Origin of the sequence: Sphingorhabdus sp. 109 (assembly GCF_902506555.1) — a bacterium.
Taxonomy (GTDB): Bacteria; Pseudomonadota; Alphaproteobacteria; order Sphingomonadales; family Sphingomonadaceae; genus Parasphingorhabdus.
In genome coordinates, this window is the sequence record NZ_LR732707.1 from 1,001,834 (window position 1) to 1,021,820 (window position 19,987).

At 52.8% G+C, this 19,987-nt stretch carries 8 protein-coding genes; all 8 read left to right on the top strand.

Annotated features, from left to right (window positions below):
• Positions 1–274 precede the first annotated feature (274 nt).
• The 8 genes from BOSE62_RS04840 (at position 275) to BOSE62_RS04875 (ending at position 19,594) form a co-directional block, all read left to right on the top strand.
• On the top strand, positions 275–3,718 hold the full coding sequence (locus BOSE62_RS04840; RefSeq protein ID WP_159642565.1) for a TM0106 family RecB-like putative nuclease: 3,444 nt from the start codon (positions 275–277) through the stop codon (positions 3,716–3,718).
• Positions 3,715–3,960, top strand: coding sequence for a hypothetical protein (locus BOSE62_RS04845; protein WP_159642567.1), 246 nt, complete (start codon positions 3,715–3,717; stop codon positions 3,958–3,960). The genes BOSE62_RS04840 and BOSE62_RS04845 overlap by 4 nt, the downstream gene beginning before the upstream one ends.
• Before the next feature lie 194 nt (positions 3,961–4,154).
• Positions 4,155–7,196: a BPTD_3080 family restriction endonuclease gene (locus tag BOSE62_RS04850; protein ID WP_159642569.1), complete on the top strand. Its 3,042-nt coding sequence runs from the start codon at positions 4,155–4,157 to the stop codon at positions 7,194–7,196.
• Positions 7,193–8,182, top strand: coding sequence for a DUF3883 domain-containing protein (locus tag BOSE62_RS04855; RefSeq protein WP_159642571.1), 990 nt, complete (start codon positions 7,193–7,195; stop codon positions 8,180–8,182). The genes BOSE62_RS04850 and BOSE62_RS04855 overlap by 4 nt, the downstream gene beginning before the upstream one ends.
• Positions 8,182–11,178, top strand: coding sequence for a site-specific DNA-methyltransferase (locus BOSE62_RS04860; RefSeq protein ID WP_159642573.1), 2,997 nt, complete (start codon positions 8,182–8,184; stop codon positions 11,176–11,178). The genes BOSE62_RS04855 and BOSE62_RS04860 overlap by 1 nt, the downstream gene beginning before the upstream one ends.
• Positions 11,179–11,181: 3 nt before the next feature.
• Positions 11,182–11,688 carry a hypothetical protein gene (locus tag BOSE62_RS04865; protein ID WP_159642575.1) on the top strand — a complete coding sequence of 169 codons (507 nt, stop codon included), beginning with the start codon at positions 11,182–11,184 and terminating at the stop codon, positions 11,686–11,688.
• Positions 11,685–13,760 (top strand): 3'-5' exonuclease, encoded by a 2,076-nt coding sequence (locus BOSE62_RS04870; protein ID WP_159642577.1) that lies wholly within the window; start codon positions 11,685–11,687, stop codon positions 13,758–13,760. The genes BOSE62_RS04865 and BOSE62_RS04870 overlap by 4 nt, the downstream gene beginning before the upstream one ends.
• Positions 13,757–19,594 (top strand): DUF4011 domain-containing protein, encoded by a 5,838-nt coding sequence (locus BOSE62_RS04875; RefSeq protein ID WP_159642579.1) that lies wholly within the window; start codon positions 13,757–13,759, stop codon positions 19,592–19,594. The genes BOSE62_RS04870 and BOSE62_RS04875 overlap by 4 nt, the downstream gene beginning before the upstream one ends.
• Positions 19,595–19,987: the final 393 nt, after the last annotated feature.

Consider the following 19,987-nt stretch of genomic DNA (forward strand, 5'->3'; position numbering starts at 1 on the left):
TACCGGTCTGAAATGCGCCCGATGATAGATATCTTCGCAGCAGGTCACGTTGCCCCCAAGCGAACTGATGAGATTTATTGGTCAACCCGATCATCGACATAAAAAACTTGTTTAATACATGAAACTTCAATTTGCGATTTATTGTAATGCATCATTAGAAAACGGAGTGCATGAAGAACGGAATTAATAGACCGAATCTATAATTTAAGATGGTGTTTCCGACGCTTACGCAGCTACTCAGTTGCTACACTTTTCGGATGGGGGGAATCTAAATTTGCGCCGACATAAAGACAAGATCGTGCACTCGCCGTCTGATTTGGTTCGATATCTGGGGTGTGCCTATGCCACCACTCTAGATTTGCTGCGCATGACCGATCCGGAAAAAGCACCTAACCGCGCAGAAGACGATGCCATGGCAAAGCTAGTCCAAGAGGCTGGACTGGATCATGAAGATAATTACCGACAGAAATTGGCAAAAGATGGAACTCTGGTCGAAATCCCCGGCGATGGTTCGCTTGAAACCCGCGCCCGTTTAACTCGCGAGGCAATGGAAACTGGCGCCCGCACAATCTTTCAGGCGGCGTTCCTCCAAAATCAATGGAGCGGCTTCGCTGACTTTTTGATCCGTGTCGAGAAGCCGTCTGATTTAGGGCAGTGGTCTTACGAACCAGTTGATACCAAGCTCGCCAAGTCAGCAAAAGCATCTCACATCGTTCAGCTCGGTCTTTATGCCCGGATGATCGCCGCTTTGCAGGGATGCAATCCAGAACGCGTCCATGTCGAGCTCGGGGATGGAAGACGCGAAAGCTTTCGAATGGTCGACTTTGATCATGTTCTTGGAAACGCTATCGGCCGCTACCTATCCTTTGTAGAAACAGGAGCGGAGAAAAGCTCGCCAGAACCCTGCGCTGCATGCTCATTATGCCCATGGCGGGATCACTGTGCTTCAATATGGGAGGAAGAAGATCACCTCTCCCGCATAGCCGGACTAGGCAAACCACAAGCGCAAAAGCTCCGCGATGCCGGGATTTTAAGCGCAACTGCTCTTGCCAGTTCGCCTGATGATACGCGAATTGCGCGCATGGCACCTGCAACTTTTGCAAAATTGCAAGCGCAGGCCCGTTTACAGATTGCCCGATGGCAGGGCGGCGAACCCGTAGTCGAAACGCTCGAACTGGAAGATGGCCGCGGCTTTGCCAATTTGCCCCAGCCACATGCCGCAGATTTATTCTTCGACCTAGAAGGTGATCCACTGGAAGAAGGCGGTCTCGATTATCTATGGGGTGTCCATTACAGGGATGGCGGCAAGCCCGAATTCCGGTTCCGCTGGGGCCATGATCATGCGGCAGAACGCCTAGCGTTTGAAGATACAGTGGACTGGATTGCCCAGCATCTGGATGCCAACCCTGGCGCTCATATCTACCATTATGCTCCCTACGAGATTACATCCCTTCGGCGGCTTTCCACTTTGCATGCCAGCCGCGAGGAAGTTTTGGATAATTTGCTTCGTCAGCGTCGTTTCGTCGACCTCTATGCAGTATTGCGGCAGGCAATTCGCACATCAGAACCCAACTTGTCACTCAAAACGATGGAAATATTTTTTGCCGAAGCGCGCGATGGTGATGTCACCAAAGCGGATCAATCAATCATCGAATATAAAAGCTGGAAGGTGACCGGCGAAGACGCCATTTTACAGGGTATTTTGGAGTATAATAAGGTCGATTGCGAAAATACCGAAGCGCTGAGGGATTGGCTCATAGAGCTTCGGACACCGGACCTTCCATGGAGAGCTTCTGGCCCTGCCGTTCCCGTGACGGATGACAAGACAGAGGCGCGCGTGGAGGCAGAGTTGCGATCACAGCGATTGATCGAAGCTATTCATGCTGGAAAAATTCCTGAGAGCGAGGAGGGCAGGGCGCTTGTGGGTCATCTTACCCAGTTCCACCGCCGCGCCGATAAGCCTGCTTTCTGGTCGATGTTTGACCGCTGCGAGCATGAACCCCATGAATTAGTGGAAGATGGCGAATGTATTGGAGCGATCACGCCGGATATTGACTCTGAGGGCAACTGGCAGCGAGTAGAGAAGCGGAGCACTGTCGCTAGTTACCGTTTCCCTCCTCAAGACAGTAAGCTGCGTGAAGGAGCAGCCGTGCTCCATGCGCCCACGCTTCAGAGAGTCGGCACAATTATCGCTCTGGATTGCGAAGCGGGGACGGTCGAAATCAAGCGCGGTAACAGCGCAAAAGGCTTTTGGCCGCTGGACGGCTCTTTGATCCCGGAACCTACAGTGCCAAACGCGATACTGGTAGCTGCGGTGCGCCGGGTCGCAATGGCCTGGGCCGGCATAGACGAAGACCAGTGGCTGAACGGCTGCGTCGACCCTGATGGTCTTACAACTGATGTTAGCGGACTGCCCGACGCGCAGCCTTACCGTGCGCTACTTGATATCATTGAACGGAAGAAGCCTCGACTGCAAGACTGGCAGGGCGGCGGTCTGGTGCAAGAAGGTGAAAGCTTGATCGAGGCCGCAACTCTGCGCTGCCTTGCGATGGACAACACAACGCTATTTATTCAGGGGCCTCCCGGCACCGGCAAAACATTTACGAGCGCTCACGTGATTTGCTCGCTGATTGTTGCTGGCAAGCGCGTGGGCGTGTCGAGCAACAGCCATAAGGCAATCAACAATCTACTTGCTAAGGTTGAGGATGTCGCCGAGGAAACCGGGCTTTCCTTTTCCGGCGTCAAGAAATGCACGCGCGGTAATGAGGATCAGCGTTTAAATGGGCGTGTCATTACCGATGTGGAAAGCGCTAGTGACGTTCACGACTATTTTCCTGATCTAGTGGGCGGCACCGCTTGGCTATTCGCCGACAAGGGTTTCGACCAGGAGTTCGATTATCTCTTTGTCGATGAAGCGGGACAGGTCTCACTCGGTCATCTTTTGGCTATGGGTTCGGCGGCGAAAAACATTGTTCTCGTGGGCGATCAGATGCAGCTGGCGCAACCGATACAAGGCTCGCATCCCGGCGAAAGCGGACTTTCAGCTTTGGATTATCTATTACAGGGAGACGCGACCGTTGCACCGGACAAGGGTATCCTCCTAGACACAAGTTGGAGAATGCACCCTAAAATATGTAGCTTCATCTCGGAAGCCGTCTACGACGGACGGCTGAAAGCGCACCCTGACTGCGGGCGGCAGCGCCTGCATCTGGACCAGGGACATGACCCGGCGATAGCTGAACAAGGTCTGCGATTTGTGCCGATGGATCATATCGGTTGCGGCCAGCGCTGCGATATCGAAGTAGAGCGCGTGAAGGAGCTAGCAACCGGCTTGCTCGGCACCAAATTTACGAGACGAGAAGGCAGCAGCGGAAAAATAGGTTGGGACAATATTCTAATCGTTGCGCCATATAATATGCAGGTAAACGCACTCGCAGCTTCACTCCCCGCTGCCGCACGAGTGGGCACGGTGGACCGTTTCCAAGGGCAGGAAGCAGAAGTAGTAATTGTCAGTCTCACAACCTCGACGCCCGAAGATTTGCCGCGCCATATCGAGTTCTTTTATTCCAAGAATCGGATTAATGTCGCGATTAGCCGTGCTCGCACGCTGGCGTTAATCTTGGCCAATCCCAAGCTGTTGGAACTAGACGCAAAAACTGTCGATCATCTAAGGTTGGTAAATACGCTCGCCTGGGTGGAAGAGGAGGGAAGCAAGTGAGAGAAGAACAATTCAAGGCGTGGCTAAAGGAAACCGGGAAATCCGAAGGCACGATTTCTTCCCAGATGAGCAAGGTCTGGAAGCTGGACCGCTATTATGGCGATCTTGATGAACATATCCGTAGTGGAACAATCGAAAAGATAAAAACGCGGCTATCTAATCCTGACAGCATTCCGTCGGAACTAGGAATCGGGGACCGCCAACACCTACCGACATCGCTCCGCTATTCAAGCCCGTCTTAGCGGCTTGTTGCAATCGTCAATATTCGAGTTACAACCACTTGCAAATCAAGTGGTTTCTTGACTTTTCATTTTCATGAATAGAATTAATTGACTCAATAACGGCTCCACAAGAGAGGGGATTGGAATGGCTCACGAAATTAGAGTGTCGCTATTTTTTGGCCTTCTTTCAGGTTTTTGAGAAAGCGGATGATTAGATGAACAGCCAGGCATTTTTCGAATCTCCGATTCTCAATTCGCCGTATGAGGAGCCAGGCCAGCACTGGCAGCTGAGCGATTCTGGCCAGCCTACTGGTCAGATCGAACCGGGACGGCGCAAGAGCGATCTGACTACACCCATACCCAAGGCAAAAACGACGCGCGGGAATGTTGCTTCTCAACAGGATCTCTATGCCGATGCCAAGGGCGAGATCTACGATCCTACCGAAACCATCAACGGTATCCGGTCTGCAGTGCAAAGTTGGCGTGCTTTGCCGGAGAGCCAGTGGCAGGTTACGCCCACCACGGCTCGTTTGCTTCGCCACTGGCGCACGCATAAATTCACCAATCAGACACCGTTTTTCTGCCAGGTTGAGGCCGTCGAAACGGTTATTTGGCTTACGGAAGTTGTTGGTCGTCCAAGCCGCAAGGGCGGTAAGGTAAAGCTCGCGACTGGCCAGAGGTTTTGGGACCATCTGTTTGCAGCCAATGAAGCCTCGAACCCTGACTTGATCCGGCTTGCGCTCAAGCTAGCGACCGGGGCAGGCAAAACGACGGTGATGGCGATGCTCATCGCTTGGCATACGCTAAATGCTGTGCGGCATCCAGGATCCAAGAAATACTCTAAGGGCTTTTTGGTTATCGCGCCCGGCATTACCATCCGAGATCGGTTGCAGGTGCTGCAACCCAATGATCCGAACAGCTATTATAAGAGCCGCGAGATTGTCCCGGAGGATATGCTGCGCGATCTGGGGCAGGCGAAAATTGTCATTACCAACTTTCATGCCTTCAAGAAAAAAGATGAGGTGTCACTCAACAAGGTCCAACAGGCAGCGCTCAATACCACCCCTAAACAGGAGAGCGATGGCGCAATGCTACGCCGCGTCGCAGGGCCGTTGCTCGGAATGAAAAATGTCGTCGTTCTGAACGATGAGGCGCACCACTGTTATCGTGAACGCCCGCTATCACCGGAGGAAGAAAAGACTCTGAAAGGTGATGACAAGGCCGAGGCCAAGGAAAACAACGAAGCCGCGCGCCTTTGGATTTCAGGGTTGGAAACTGTCAAGCGCACGCTCGGCCTCAATATGGTATATGATCTGTCCGCCACGCCTTTCTTCCTCAAGGGTTCAGGCTATCGAGAAGGATCGCTGTTTGGCTGGGTGATGAGCGATTTCAGCCTGATGGATGCGATTGAGTGCGGTATCGTAAAATTGCCGCGCGTTCCCATTATCGACAATGTGGAACAGGGCGAGATGCCGATGTTCCGAAATCTGTGGGAACATATCGGCAAGAAATTGCCAAAGAAGGGCCGCTGCAAATCGGGCTTTGACGATCCACAAAAATTACCGAACGAATTGCTTTCCGCGATCGACGCGCTCTACGGCCATTACGTTAAAACCTTTGATGCTTGGAAGGAGTCCAATCTGGGCGTCGAACCAGTATTCATCGTTGTTTGCAACAATACAGCTACGTCAAAGCTGGTGCACGATTATATCGCCGGTTACCCAGTATCGACGAAAGATGGCGGCAGCCAGCTGGTCGCTGGCAAATGCAAGCTCTTTCAGAATTTCGACCCCGATGGTGTGGCCCTGCCCAAGATGCGGACCCTTTTGATTGACAGCATGCAGCTGGAAAGCGGTGAGGCGGTCAGCGCGGAATTTAAAGCCGCAGCGGCTGGTGAGATCGATCGGTTCAAGGACGAGATGGTCCAGCGCACCGGCGACCGCGCGTCGGCTGAAAAGATCGACGATGCCGACATATTGCGGGAAGTGATGAACACTGTCGGCAGACCCGGTCAACTGGGTGGGGCAATCCGCTGCGTGGTTTCGGTGTCCATGCTCACAGAAGGCTGGGATGCGAATACTGTTACCCATGTGCTTGGCGTGCGGGCATTCGGCACGCAGCTATTATGTGAGCAGGTTATTGGTCGCGCACTACGCCGCGTCTCTTACGAACTGAACGCAGATGACCGGTTCGGCGTTGAATATGCTGACATCTTCGGCATCCCGTTTGATTTCACGGCGCAGGCCGTTCAAGCCGATATAAAACCGCCTCCGCCGATGATCAGGGTGGAAGCAATTAGTCCGGAACGTGACGACGTCGAAATTCGTTTTCCACGCGTAGAGGGCTATCGCACCGAATTGCCGCGGGACACGCTGCAGGCCGAATTCACCGAAGATTCTACCCTGGAGCTGAACCCTGACCTGGTCGGTGCGACCGAGACGATCAGTTCTGGTATCATCGGTGAAACAGCGGACATGACGCTGGACTATCTCGCCGATATGCGCCCCGCCACAATTCAGCTGCGCCTTGCTGACCGTATCGTGCGACGGCAGTTTACCCAGGATGGTGAGGTGCCCAATCCCGCGCTTATTCTCGAAATGCGCAAGATTGTTCGCCGCTGGATGGCGGAACATCTGGTATGCAAGGGCAGCACACAGCCGGCGCAATTGCTCTATTACGATATTGCTGACCGGGTCGCGGAGCGAATTAAGCGCGCGATCACTCGTGGGACGCAAGGGGAAAATCGAGTGATTGCCTTGCTCGATCCCTATAATCGCGAAGGCTCCACATCCCATGTCGGGTTTAACACCAGCCAGGACAGATACGAGACCGGTAAAAAATGTCATATCAACTATGCAATCGCGGATAGCGATTGGGAACTGGAGTTCTGCCGCGTCGCCGACCAACATCCGCGCGTTCTCGCCTGGGTGAAGAACCACAATCTTGGTTTCGAAGTGCCTTACCGCACCGGCGGGGAAGCCCGGCGCTATCGCCCTGATTTTATACTGCAGATCGATGACGGGAAAGGCGCCGAGGACCCGCTGAACCTCGTCGTGGAAATCAAGGGTTTTCGAAATGAAGACGCCAAGGACAAGGCCGATACGATGGCAAGCTATTGGGTTCCGGGCGTGAACAATCTCGGCACGATGGGACGCTGGGGCTTTGCCGAGTTTACCGAGAAATGGACGATGCAGACGGAATTCGAAGCCGTTATAAAAGAGTGGATTAAAACCGTAGGTGAGGGGGATTTACGATGACCAAATTCAACAAAATTGCAATTATCAACACTGGATGGTCTGACGATTTTCAAGGGGCTGAAGTCAAAGGCGATTTTGGTTATTTGGATGGACGCGTTGGTCATGAGAAATTCAACTTCCTGCCGGACTCTGAAGGCATCTTTTATGGTTACGCTCCACCGTTAGGCGGGAGCAGCAGTCCGCCAATGCCTGAAGATCCCGCTGGATGGCTGGTCTTTTTTGTTTCTAAGAAACCCGGCAAGGCCGGCCTCTATCTCGTGGGCTGGTATGAAGATGCAAATTTTGAAAGAGGCTATGAAACTCGCCCAGATGCCGACAAGCTTGAACTAGATTCCGACGGAGGTCGGTTTGGATATACGGTATCTTCGCACAATGCCCGGCATGTTCCACTACTTATGCGAAAGAGAAAAGTGCGCGGCGATAATTTGAAACGGTCTTATGCATATCTTCGCGGCGGGAACGACGATGACGCTTGGCGCAAGGATATGGCGCAGCAACTTCTGCGATACAGGAACGAAATTCTAGCTGAATTTACGGCAGTGGAGCAGGGTGACACAGAAGCGAATGTTACATTCTGTGTTGATGCTACGCGGCGAAAACTGATCGAAGATAGGGCGGTTGAGATTGTCAAACAGCATTATGCGAAATGGACTTGTGAGAGCAAAGAGGCTGACAAGTGCGGTTACGACCTCTTGTTTTCGAAAAAGACCGGTGAAGTGATGCACGTAGAGGTAAAAGGAACATCGCTACCTGATCCGTGCTTCTTCATCACTGAGAAAGAACGCTCCTATGCAGAAAAGCACTCTCACAACGATACACGTGCTCGCCAAGCCAGAGATGGCAAATGGAGGCCATTGTGGAAACTGGCAGTTGTCCCAGATGCTTTAGGTAAAAACCCCAAGCCACATATTTATACGTTTGCCGAAATGAACCGCGCTTTTGACTTAGATTGCTACGCGTTTCGCGGTAAGTTGAAAGACAATTAATGTCCAAGAATAAGAAACCCCTCCGCGTCGAAACGCTCACCCATGACGAGGCGACCCGAAAGAATGCACCCACGGCCGAACTCGAAACCTTTGTCGATGCCGAAACCAAGCGGCCGATCGAGGTCGCTTACGAGCGGCGCAATCGCGATCTCGATCCGCAGTTGGTGTGGCGGGGGAAGGATGTGGCGGACTGGTCGGACCTCGTGGTCGAGGCGCCGCCGCTCTATATCCAGGAGAAGATCCATCCCAAGGCACTGATCGAGGATCTGAAGCGCGCTAGCCAGCGCGACGAACCCGACGACGCGCCCGATCTCTTCGCCGATTTCAACGGCGTCGATCCGGAGGCGCGGACCGAGTTCTACGCGCATGACCAGCACTGGTCGAACCGCATGATCCTGGGCGACGGGCTGAAGGTGATGGCATCGCTGGCGGAGCGCGAGAGGCTGAAGGGCCAGGTGCAGTGTATCTATATCGACCCGCCCTATGGCATCAAGTTCAACTCCAACTTCCAGTGGTCCACCACCAGTCGCGACGTGAAGGACGGCAAGGCCGACCACCTGACGCGCGAGCCCGAGCAGGTGAAGGCCTTCCGCGACACTTGGGCCGACGGCATCCACTCCTACCTCACCTATCTGCGCGACCGCCTGACCGTGGCGAGCGACCTGTTGACAGAGAGCGGCAGCGTCTTCGTCCAGATCGGGGACGAAAATGTGCACCGTGTGCGAGCTCTCATGGATGAGGTGTTTGGCGAAGAGAATTTTGTAGGTCAGATCGGTTTCGAAAAAACCAGCAGCACCTCAACCACAGGGTTGGCAGCAATTAGTGACTACCTAATCTGGTTTGCACGCTCCAAGCCCTCTTTGAAATTTCGATCTCCATATCAACGCAAAGTATTGGGAGAAGCTGGAACAACCCAATATACTTGGTTTGATTTGCAGGGTGGAGAAGATCGTCGCCTCTCGTCTGAGGAAATTGCCTCAAACGCAATCAGTATTGACCGAGAAAATATTTTTGCTTGCGACAACCTTACCAGCCAGAGGCCACTACAAGGAGCCGATGTTCGAGATTTTGAATACGCTGGACGTGAGTTCAAGCCAGGCCGCGGAACCTTCAAAACCGATTTGGTCGGCCTCACAAAGTTAGCGAAATCTGGTCGCCTAAGACCAATCGGAAATAGCTTAATGTATAAGCGTTTCTTGCGTGATTTCGATGTTGTTCCAATTGCTAACTATTGGACCGATGTGAAGATGACAGGCTTCTCCGAAGAAAAGTCATATGTCGTGCAAACGGGCCAAAAGGTCGTCCAGCGCTGTATCCTGATGACCACCGATCCTGGTGATTTAGTGCTCGATCCCACCTGCGGTTCGGGCACCACCGCCTATGTCGCCGAGCAGTGGGGGCGGCGGTGGATCACAATCGATACCAGCCGGGTCGCGCTTGCGCTTGCCCGGGCGCGGATCATGGGCGCGCGCTATCCCTGGTATCTGCTCGCCGACAGCCGCGAAGGGCAGGTGAAGGAAGGCGAGATCACCCGCACCCCGCCGCGCGACACGCCCACCCAAGGGCGCCTGCGCCAGGGCTTCGTCTACAAACGTGTGCCGCACATCACGCTCAAGAGCATCGCCAACAATGCCGAGATCGACACGATCTGGGAGGAGTATCAGGAAAAGCTCGAACCGCTGCGCGCCGAGATCAACGCCTTGCGTAGCCGGGATGGTTCTGACCCCGACCTCCCTCCCTTCGAGGAATGGACCATGCCGCGCGAACCCGGCTCACCGTGGCCCGAACCTGCCGCCAAGGCACTGGAAAAGGCGCGCAACGAGGGCGCCTCCGATGCGGTGCGCAGCAAATGGCTCGCAAAGCTGAACGAGGAACTGGGCCGTGACTACAAACTCGATACGCTGCCCGACCATCCGGTCGATCCCTGGAACGACCCGGAGTGTGAGAAGCTGCACGCCGAATGGTGGAAGCTGCGCATCGAACGCCAGCAGGAAATCGATGCCAGCATTGCCGCCAAGGCGGACACTGAATATCTCTATGACCAGCCCTATGAGGACAAAAGTCGCGTGCGCGTCGCGGGGCCGTTCACCGTAGAAAGCCTTAGTCCCCACCGCGTCCCTGCCGTCGATGTCGACGACAGTCTGTTCGACGAGATAGAAGCGGCCGAGGGCAGGGCGACAAAAACTGGCAGCGGCGAACGCGTGGACTTCGCAGAAATGGTGCTCGACAATCTTAAACGTTCAGGCGTCCAGCAGCGGGCAAAGGACGACAAGCTGGCGTTCGAAGCGATGAAGCTGTGGCCGGGCGAGTGGATCGTGGCCGAGGGCATCGTGCGCCAGAAATCCCTGACCGAGGCGGAAGATGATGAGGATAGCGACACAGGCCCAACCCGCCGCGCTGCGATCTTTGTTGGCCCAGAATATGGCACTGTCAGCCGCACCGCCCTGACTGCAGCCGCGCGTGAAGCGATGGATGCCGGCTTCGACCTGCTGATTGCTGCAGCGTTCAACTTTGATGCCCATGCCAGCGAGCTGACCAAAATGGGGCCTCTCACCGTGTTGCAAGCGCGGATCAATCCTGATCTGCACATGCCCGATCTCGCCAATACCGGCGCGGGCAATCTGTTCACCGTGTTCGGGGAGCCCGACATAGTGGTCCATGATGAAGGCGATGGAGAGATCAGCATCGAGGTGCTGGGTGTCGATATGTATAAAGGCGGTCAGATCGAAAGCGGCGACGCCGACGACATCGCCGTATGGTTTATCGACACAGATTATAATTACGAGAGCTTCTTTGTCCGCCACGCCTATTTTCCGGGCGCAAACGATCCTTACAAGGCTTTGAAAACAACGCTGAAGGCCGAGGTGGACCAGGATGCATGGGATTCACTCAATCGCACCCGATCACGCGTGTTTGCGCGACCGAAAGATGGGCGCGTGGCCGTGAAGGTGGTGAACCATCTGGGTGATGAAGTTATGAAAGTTTTGGAGGTTTAATTTATGGCAAATCCGTTCGGCATAGAAGCAGGGTCAACCGTGCCCAGTGGTATGGCAACTTATCACGTTATCTTGCATTCAGTTCCTAAGCCGCATCCCGCCTTTAAGACCTACTCGGGAATCTGGAAGCCCGAAGCCGGCTTAGTTCGAATATTAGGGCAGTCGGAGACCTTTACCGATGATTCCTACGCATCCAATGCCCTTCGGATTTACGATCAGGTAAAACGTCAATTATCGCAAATTTATGGTCCACCAAAAGTAGATGAGGATGTGATCGACGATACATGGTCAGACCCGAAAGATTTCTGCATGGCATTAGAAAATGGCGGACGCAATCATGCGTGCAGATGGATGCTTGGCACTCACGATCTTACTGACGACGTGCAGCATATTATGTTGATGATTGCGACAAATGATGGTTACGAAATGAGCCACGTGATGCTGGATTATGAATTTTCCGGCTGCGATGACGACAATGCGGGCGATGCATATGGGCTCGATAGCCTTTGACACTTCTGCTCGCCTCCACCTTTAACGATGCGCTAGCCATACTGAACCAGGCAGAAGCTGGAGCGGCCATGCAGGCAGCTTTGCGCTATGGTAAAGATCCGGCCGGCAACGGATTGCAGATGCATAGGATTGATGGTGCAGAAGGATTTTGGTCACTACGCGCTAACCGTGACATTCGGATCATCCTACACAAGGATGGCGACGCGACTACACTTGCCTATGTGGATCACCATGACGACGCCTACGCATGGGCAAATCGGCGCAAAATGGTGGCACATGAGCGCACTGGCGCTATGCAAATCGTTGAGGTGGTGGAGCGGATTGAAGAAATTTCGGTAACAAATGGACCGGAGGATTACCCGCTCGACAAACCAGAAAGCCCTGTGGTTCAACCGTTTTGGGTCCTAACGGACGATGAAATGCTCGATGTCGGAGTCCCGCGCGATTGGCTGCAGCCCGTGCGCGAAATGCCAGAAGATGATCTGGAGACGTTGTTCGATAAGCTGCCGGCCGAAGCAGCTGAAGCTCTTTATGATTTCGCAACCGGCGGCAAATTAGACGACCATATCGCAGTGCCAGCGACGCCGGGATCTAATCCCTTCGTTCATCCCGATGCACAGCGGCGATTTCGTATCCTCGACAATATCGAGGAACTTCAGGCAGCGCTGGATGCACCCTTCGAAAAATGGGCCGTGTTCCTCCACCCTGCGCAGCGCGAATTGGTCGAAAAGAAAGTCAATGGCCCAACGCGGGTGACAGGGTCCGCAGGCACCGGAAAAACGATCGTCGCTCTCCATCGCGCAGTGCATCTGGTGCGCAATGATGATGCTGCAAATGTGCTCCTCACAACATTCTCCAAGAAACTTGCCGAAGCGTTGGAGAGTAAGCGGGATATTCTGACTGAGGCCGAACCCGAGTTGCGGAGCCGCATTGTAGTGCTTCCACTCGATCAGGCAGCCATTGAACTTTACACGAGCGTGCATTCACAGCCAAATCGAGCATCGCCGTCGCAAATTCGCGCGTTTATCAAGGAAGCGGACAAGGCGGGTCTCGGCAAAGCTTTGTCGATTGAATTCCTGTTCGAGGAGTGGGATGAACTGGTTGATGCTTGGGGCGTTTCGGACCCCGACCAGTATGCGGCCATTCCGCGAACTGGCCGCCGAACCCGCCTTGGCGCTCAGCAAAGGGAGGCCGCGTGGAGCGTATTCCACTTTGTCAGACAGCGGTTAGAAGATCGCAATCTCGTTACTTGGGCAATGATGTATGGCGCGCTCACAGATTGGATCGGGCAGAAGGGTCTCGATCAGCTGCCCTACAGCCATATCGTGGTGGACGAGGCACAAGATCTGACGGTTGCACAAGTGCGTTTTCTTGCCCAAGCTGGCCAGAATAGAAAAGACGCTCTGTTCCTCGCTGGCGATATTGGTCAGCGTATTTTTCGATTGCCGTTCAGCTGGGCCAAACTAGGAATCGACATTCGTGGCCGAAGCCATTCGCTGAAGGTCAATTACCGGACCTCACATCAGATCAGAGCCATGGCCGATCGGCTGCTCCCACCCTCAATCACGGACATGGACGGAATAGAAGAAGGCCGGCGAGGCACTGTATCAGTGTTCGATGGCGTCGAACCAACGGTTGTCCTGGCCAAAGATGAAAATGATGAATGTGCGAAAGTCGCCGCTTGGCTTGAAAGCTGTATCGAGGCAGATATCGCGCAGTCACAAATTGGCCTCTTGGTGAGGAGCGACGGTCAATTGGGGAGGGCTAGAAATGCTGCGAAAGCGGCAGGGCTCGATCCTAGATCCGAAAACGGGGTGGCGATCATAACGATGCACGACGCAAAAGGGCTGGAATTTCGCGCCGTCGCAGCCATGGCTTGCGATGAGGACGTTTTGCCGGACCCAACGCGGCTGGCAATGATCGGCGATCCTGCGGAAATGGAAACTGCCTTTGAGACCGAGCGACATTTGCTTTACGTTGCTTGCACCCGCGCACGCGACAAATTGCTGGTTAGCGGCGTCAGCCCCGGCAGTGAGTTCATTGATGACATATTGGCCAAGGTTGCGTCATGACGCGGCCCTTGATGCTACACTCAGCCGATCAGCTAGAAGAGGCGGCCCAGAAAAACAAAAGCAATGCCGCTGAGCTCAAGCTAATTCTGTCAGAGCTTGCTCATCGAAGGACCAAAAAAACCAGACAGCTAGAAAAGCTCGTCCAAACCTATTTACTCGATTGTAATCGTCAAGATATTAAAGAGAAAGTGCCGAGGAATCGCGGCAAGAGAACTGTAGCAACGCCGAAAGAAAGTGATACGATGACAGAAAAGTCGTCCGAAATCGATGACACAATGCGCCGGTTTACCGAAGGTGGAGTTGCCGAACTACGCGCGAAGTTGATTGATTTATCACGCCGTAATCCGCTCATTTCATTCAAACACGGCAGTCGATCGGCCAGCATGGTGAGGATCGTCGATGAGAGACCCGATCTGCTGTTCGAAACAATTTCGAAAAAAGGTATGCGCTTCGAGGCCCTGCCAGATGAAGAGACGATCCCGCCGGATGAAGACACAGCTGAATTTAAGGTTGCCTATGAGCGTGCGCAGCTGACAAATGAAGCGTTCCTCGCAGAGACTGAAACATTAGGTGATGACGAGGCAGATGCCCAGCGATGGGACTCTGCGGAACGAACTCTGCGCGCTGTCGTGCGAGAAGAACTAGGACTGCCCCGACTCGATTATGGTAAAGCAATCGATGTAGCAGCCATTGCTCGAGCACATGGGTTCGATCCATCCTATGATCTCAAATCGAGCGATGATCCAATTTCAGATCATCATAAGGATGACCGCATTCGCGTTTTGTTGACGCCGAAAGAATGTGATAAACGGCTTAAAACAATTTGGGAGCGATATCGTTCACATCAACGTGAAACCGGTCTTCATACACTGTTTTTGGCCATGGGATTTGTCCAATGGTTCGATGACAACACCGGCGATACGCCAAACTATGCACCTGCCTTATTGCTGGCCGTGGAAATCGAGCGCAAGGTTGTGCGAGGCCGGTATGAATATACCTTGTCTACGCACGACGAGGGGCTCCAAATTAATGTCGCCCTAGCCGAGAAAATGCGTCAACATTGGCAATTGGCGATGCCGGAATTACGAACAGAGGAAACTCCAGAATCCTATTTCATTCGGTTAGAATCAGTTCTGGAAAAAGGCCACCGATTAAAACTAAGGCATTTTGCAACACTTTGCGTTTTGCCTTTTCCGCGGATGGTTTTGTGGAAGGACTTGGATCCTGATGCATGGCCCGAAAATGCGTTTGCCGGTCACTGTTTGCTTCCTGCATTGTTGGGCGCCGCACCAATGGGGGGCGATCCTTCACCTAGCGAACCTTACGATATAGATTCTCCAGAATGGTCGGACCGTGCACCGACGCTAATTCGGCCCGCAGATGCATCACAGCATAGCGCACTGATAGAAACAGCCGACGGTGCTAATCTTGCGATAGAAGGGCCACCAGGAACCGGTAAATCGGAAACTATAACCAACATAATTGCCACTGCAATCAGTCAAAATAAAAAGGTATTATTCGTTGCAGAGAAGCAAGCGGCGCTTCGCGTCGTGGCGGATCGTTTGAAGGCGAGTGGTTTAGGTGAATTAGTGTTAGAACTGCATGGCGAAAATGCCAAGCGAGATGAATTCTATCGTTCGCTTCGGGTGAGGCTGGATGCACGCGCCGAGCAACAGTCTGACAAACTAGAACTGAGACGCCGGGAATTGACCAGCCAGCGCGATCTTCTCCGCAACTATCTGGCATTGCTTGATACGTCATTGGGCGCACTGGGACGAAAAACATACGATCTGGTCTGGCGAGAACTAATCCTGCGGGCAAATGTCAGTGAATATGCTGAGACTAATTTCAGGCAGCTCGTTACTATAAATGATGTTGCTTTGATTGATCAAACAGGCCTTATTGAGACTCGCAGTCAGCTGACAACATATGCCAAGGCTATTGCAGCTCTGGATAACGGTCGCAATGCTCGGCCACTTTGGTTAAAGGCGCAGACCTTGCCGGTCTTCGATCAGAGTTCTCAGATTAATGCCGCTTCTAGAGCGGCAGAATCTGCTGCTGCATTTGGCGTGCGGCTTGACGAACTCAGTGCGGTTGCGGCAGTTGATCTACCTGGACCGTGGCAAGACATTCAGCCTCTTCTCGACCAGCTAAGCATGATCGAACCGTTCGACGATCTACCAGAAGATATGGTGAAGGCTGCCTTGCGTGAACCGGAAACTGTGCGGTCTTTACTCCAAAAACAAAGTCGGTGGCGTCAGTTATATTCCCGGGCCAGCGAGGAAATGAACAATGTCAATACTGCTAATCCCCAGACAGTTAACGCCCTCGCCAACGCATTAGCAGCTGTGACTCCGACGCCCGAGACTGCCCGCAATGCTGTGGAGAGAGCAGTTCAGTCGAAACTAGCTTGCGAAAGTTGGAATAGAGTTGGGGTTCATGTCACATCTGTCATTACCCGGCTTTGTTTGCCAAGCGACCTGACGGGGAACGCGCTCTTGGTTGCTACCGAAGCTGTTAAGCGGCTATCCGAAGTCGATGAAAAAATACGCGCGTTCTATTCCCAGCGCTTGCTTGATCCAGTGGCTGGTTTGGTGCTGGGAGAAGAATCCGACAGGGCAGAAAGCATATGTAGTGAACGGGATGCTGTCAAATCCGACTTGCGCGATCCAACTAATGTAGAGCCTTCCCAAGAGCTTCTCAGGATCGCGGATATCTTAGAAGAGACCGGGTTTTTCGCACGCATTTTTAGCAGAGAGTTTCGTGCAGCACGTCGGCGTGCCGCTAGTATTCTTCGCGACAGTGCCGACCGAGAAGTAGCGGTAGATGCGCTTAGACGCACCGCCCGCTATCAACGCCAAGCCGATAGTTTTCACGCTGATAGTGCCTCAAAGACATATTTCCCTGATGTGCTATGGAAAGGCGCCGGGTCGGATTTTTCAAATCTCCGGGAAGCACGAACAGCGCTTGATGCGGCACGGCAATCCTTCGCCACGATCGGAGCAAGTTTTGCCATCGGCGAATACTTGGCCTTAAGCGTAGACGATCAGGCCATGATTGGACGTGCGGCAAGCGAACTGGCGCCTGCTTTGGAACACGCTTTGCAATATGTGCCGGTAGAAACGTGTGTCAGCGATATTTCGGTGGAATTGGCAACGGCCCGCGACAACCTTCATCAGTTAGACGATTCTATTCAAGCACTTACTATCCGATCAGAGTGTCAGTTAGTTCGTGACGGAGAATCTTTGGACGAACGAATTTCTGCCCTGTTGAGCAGCGTAGATGAATTCGATGTTATCCGTCAACATGCTGAATTTGGTTGGGTCGGCACTATCGATGAACCGCTCGAAGCTCTGTCCCGCGCACTTCAGTCGGCGGATAAATTGCGCGCGAGCCAAGACACTATGGGATTGGTTCAGGTGCTTAGTCGGAGCGAGCGGCCTGTATCAGTTATGACTGAAATACTAGGTCTGCGCGAAACATTGGTTGAATCAGCGGGCAAGTGGCAGGAAGCAGAGAAGCTGCTTTTTGAGATAGCCGGATTGGAAGCTAAGGGATTGTGTGAGAACAGTGATCGACCGACATCAGAGTCCTGGCATAAGTTGGCAGAAGACTTGACTGAGATGGCAGCAGATAAAGCCGGGGTAAAACTGGCCGCTGACCTCTTCAAGTATCGCGCTGACTTAAGTGCGGCGGGCTTGACCCTGCTGGCGGAAAGTGCGCTATCCGGGGCAGTCGAGCCCAATCATCTAGCAGATATCTATGAACTTGCTTTCGTCAATGGATTGCTTCGGCAATATCTCACGGGCGATGGGGCTGATTTGCAGCGGGCGGGCGGGCTGAGCTTGGCTGCCGCGCGTAATAGGTTCGTTGAGATTGATCTTGAATTGCATGCTTTGGAAGCCAAGGCTATTTTGGCAGATCGGTTGAATGATGACACACCTTGGGGTATCGACTATGGACTAGTCGGTGAATATACCGAAAAGGCGCTACTCAATCATGAACTGGGTTTGCGTCGTCCGCGCACCCCGCTCCGCGACGTGGTGCACAGAGCCGGGAACGCCCTACAGACATTGAAACCGGTCTGGATGATGTCTCCCGCCAGTGCGGCACAGTATATCCGTCCCGGTAGCCTACAATTTGATCTGATTGTAATGGACGAAGCTTCGCAAATGCGCCCAGAATATGCAATTAGTTCAGTTTTACGAGGCAAGCAATTCGTTGTGGTTGGCGACGCAAACCAATTGCCACCCAGCGACCATTTTCAAAGTCGGGATGATGGCGAGCAGGATGATGATAGCACCGGTATAGCCGTTGATACGGAATCCATCCTCGACCTCGCTAGTTCTCGATTCCGGCGCAAGAGACGACTTAAATGGGCTTACCGGTTCCAGCATGAAAGTCTGATTCAGTTTTCAAATCGTGAATTCTACGATGGCGACCTAGTTGTATTCCCCAGCCCTATAGGTGCAGACGATGATTTGCTGGGCGTCCGATGTTTTTACGTTCCAAACATTCATCCTGATACTTATTATGAAAGTTCCATAAACCAGAGAGAAGCACAGGCAGTAATCGAAGAGGCATTTCGACTTATGATCGCTTATCCTGAACGATCGATCGGGATAGCGGCGATGAATGCTAAGCAAACAGAATTAATCCAGAACGATTTCGACCGGCTGCAACTCGAACAACCTGAAGTGCGTAAATATCTGGATAGATACGCCGATTCCGTTGACGAATTTTTCATTAAGAACCTCGAAAATGTTCAAGGGGACGAGCGGGACATCATTTTAGTTTCGACCGTATATGGTCAAGATAGGGATGGGATTGTAAAGCAGAATTTCGGGTTGATGAACCGCGAAGTTGGATGGAGGCGACTGAATGTGCTCGTCACTCGTGCCAAGTTGGCTATTCGGATTTTTACGTCTCTCCGGCCCAATGATGTAAAAGTGACAGCCAATTCCAGCCGTGGAATCCGGGCGTTTCATGCTTATCTCACTTATATTCATGGTGGTGGCGCAGCCGACGATCCAGTTGGCGGCGACGCAGAAAGCCCATTCGAGGACTTTGTTGCCGAAAAATTACGGGCTAACGGCTATGACGTGGTTCCACAAGTGGGAGTGAACGGTTTTCGCATTGATCTCGGTGTCAGGCATAGGGATTTTCCCTTGGGTTTCCTGGCGGGCGTCGAGTGCGATGGAGCACCCTATCACACAGGCCACACGGTGCGCGACCGGGACCGTATCCGGCAGACACAATTGGAAAATCTGGGATGGCGTATTTATCGCATTTGGTCTGTTGACTGGTATGCCGACCCGGATCGAGAAACGCAGCGGCTGCTGAGGTGGCTGAACGGCGTTCGTGAACGAAGGATGGCAACGCTCGCCGAAAAACCCCAAAATCCTCCAAAGACAAAACAGAGCGCTGAGCGGGCAGCTGATATAAGAATTGAGAAGCCTGACTATCATGATGAACCGGAGCGATCGGACATAGAGGTTGCGGAGCGAAAATTCGATGAAGAAAGCAGCGATGACCAAGAAGCTCGTAAACCGGTTGGTCGAAGGATGAGAGATGTCGACGGAATAGTTTGGTATGAAGACCAAAAAGACAGGCTATATTCCGTCTGGGATGGCGAGACGCTGATTGGCGAGGTAATGGTGTTATCTCGCGCGAATGCCGCCCCCAAACTTTACGGAGACCAAATTGTCGTCGCTCGCTCGGAATATGAAGGAAAAGTTTCAAGCTCGGGCGAGCTATTCAAGTCTGATGATATATACGCAGCGATCCGCAAGATCGCTCGACTAAGTATGCATCAGGCACACGCAGTGGCTTAAAAATGTAGCAAAGCATAGATTGTAGATCGCCAGCTATCATTTGCGAACATCACTCGTTTCCAGAGTTGTAACTTGTCCGTGAAAAAGACATTTACTGCTTAGGTCATGCCATGTCCATTAATTCTCTTTCAACTATCATCTGATAACCGAACTTTTGTTGAGCATTTGGCGCATAAGTTTAACCCAAAAGATTTATGACTTGGGACAGAAGAAACTATTGGCTGGGTGCAGCAAGCACACTGATCAAGGTAATTGTGTTTTGATTGACCAAGCAGCAATCTAATTCTTATTTGCTCAAAGCTTGCATTTGGAGTCGATAGAGCCGCAAGTTTTACCATACGGTTTAGACTGTCCGTCGTCAGATAAATTGAGACAGATGTGTCATTCACTTTG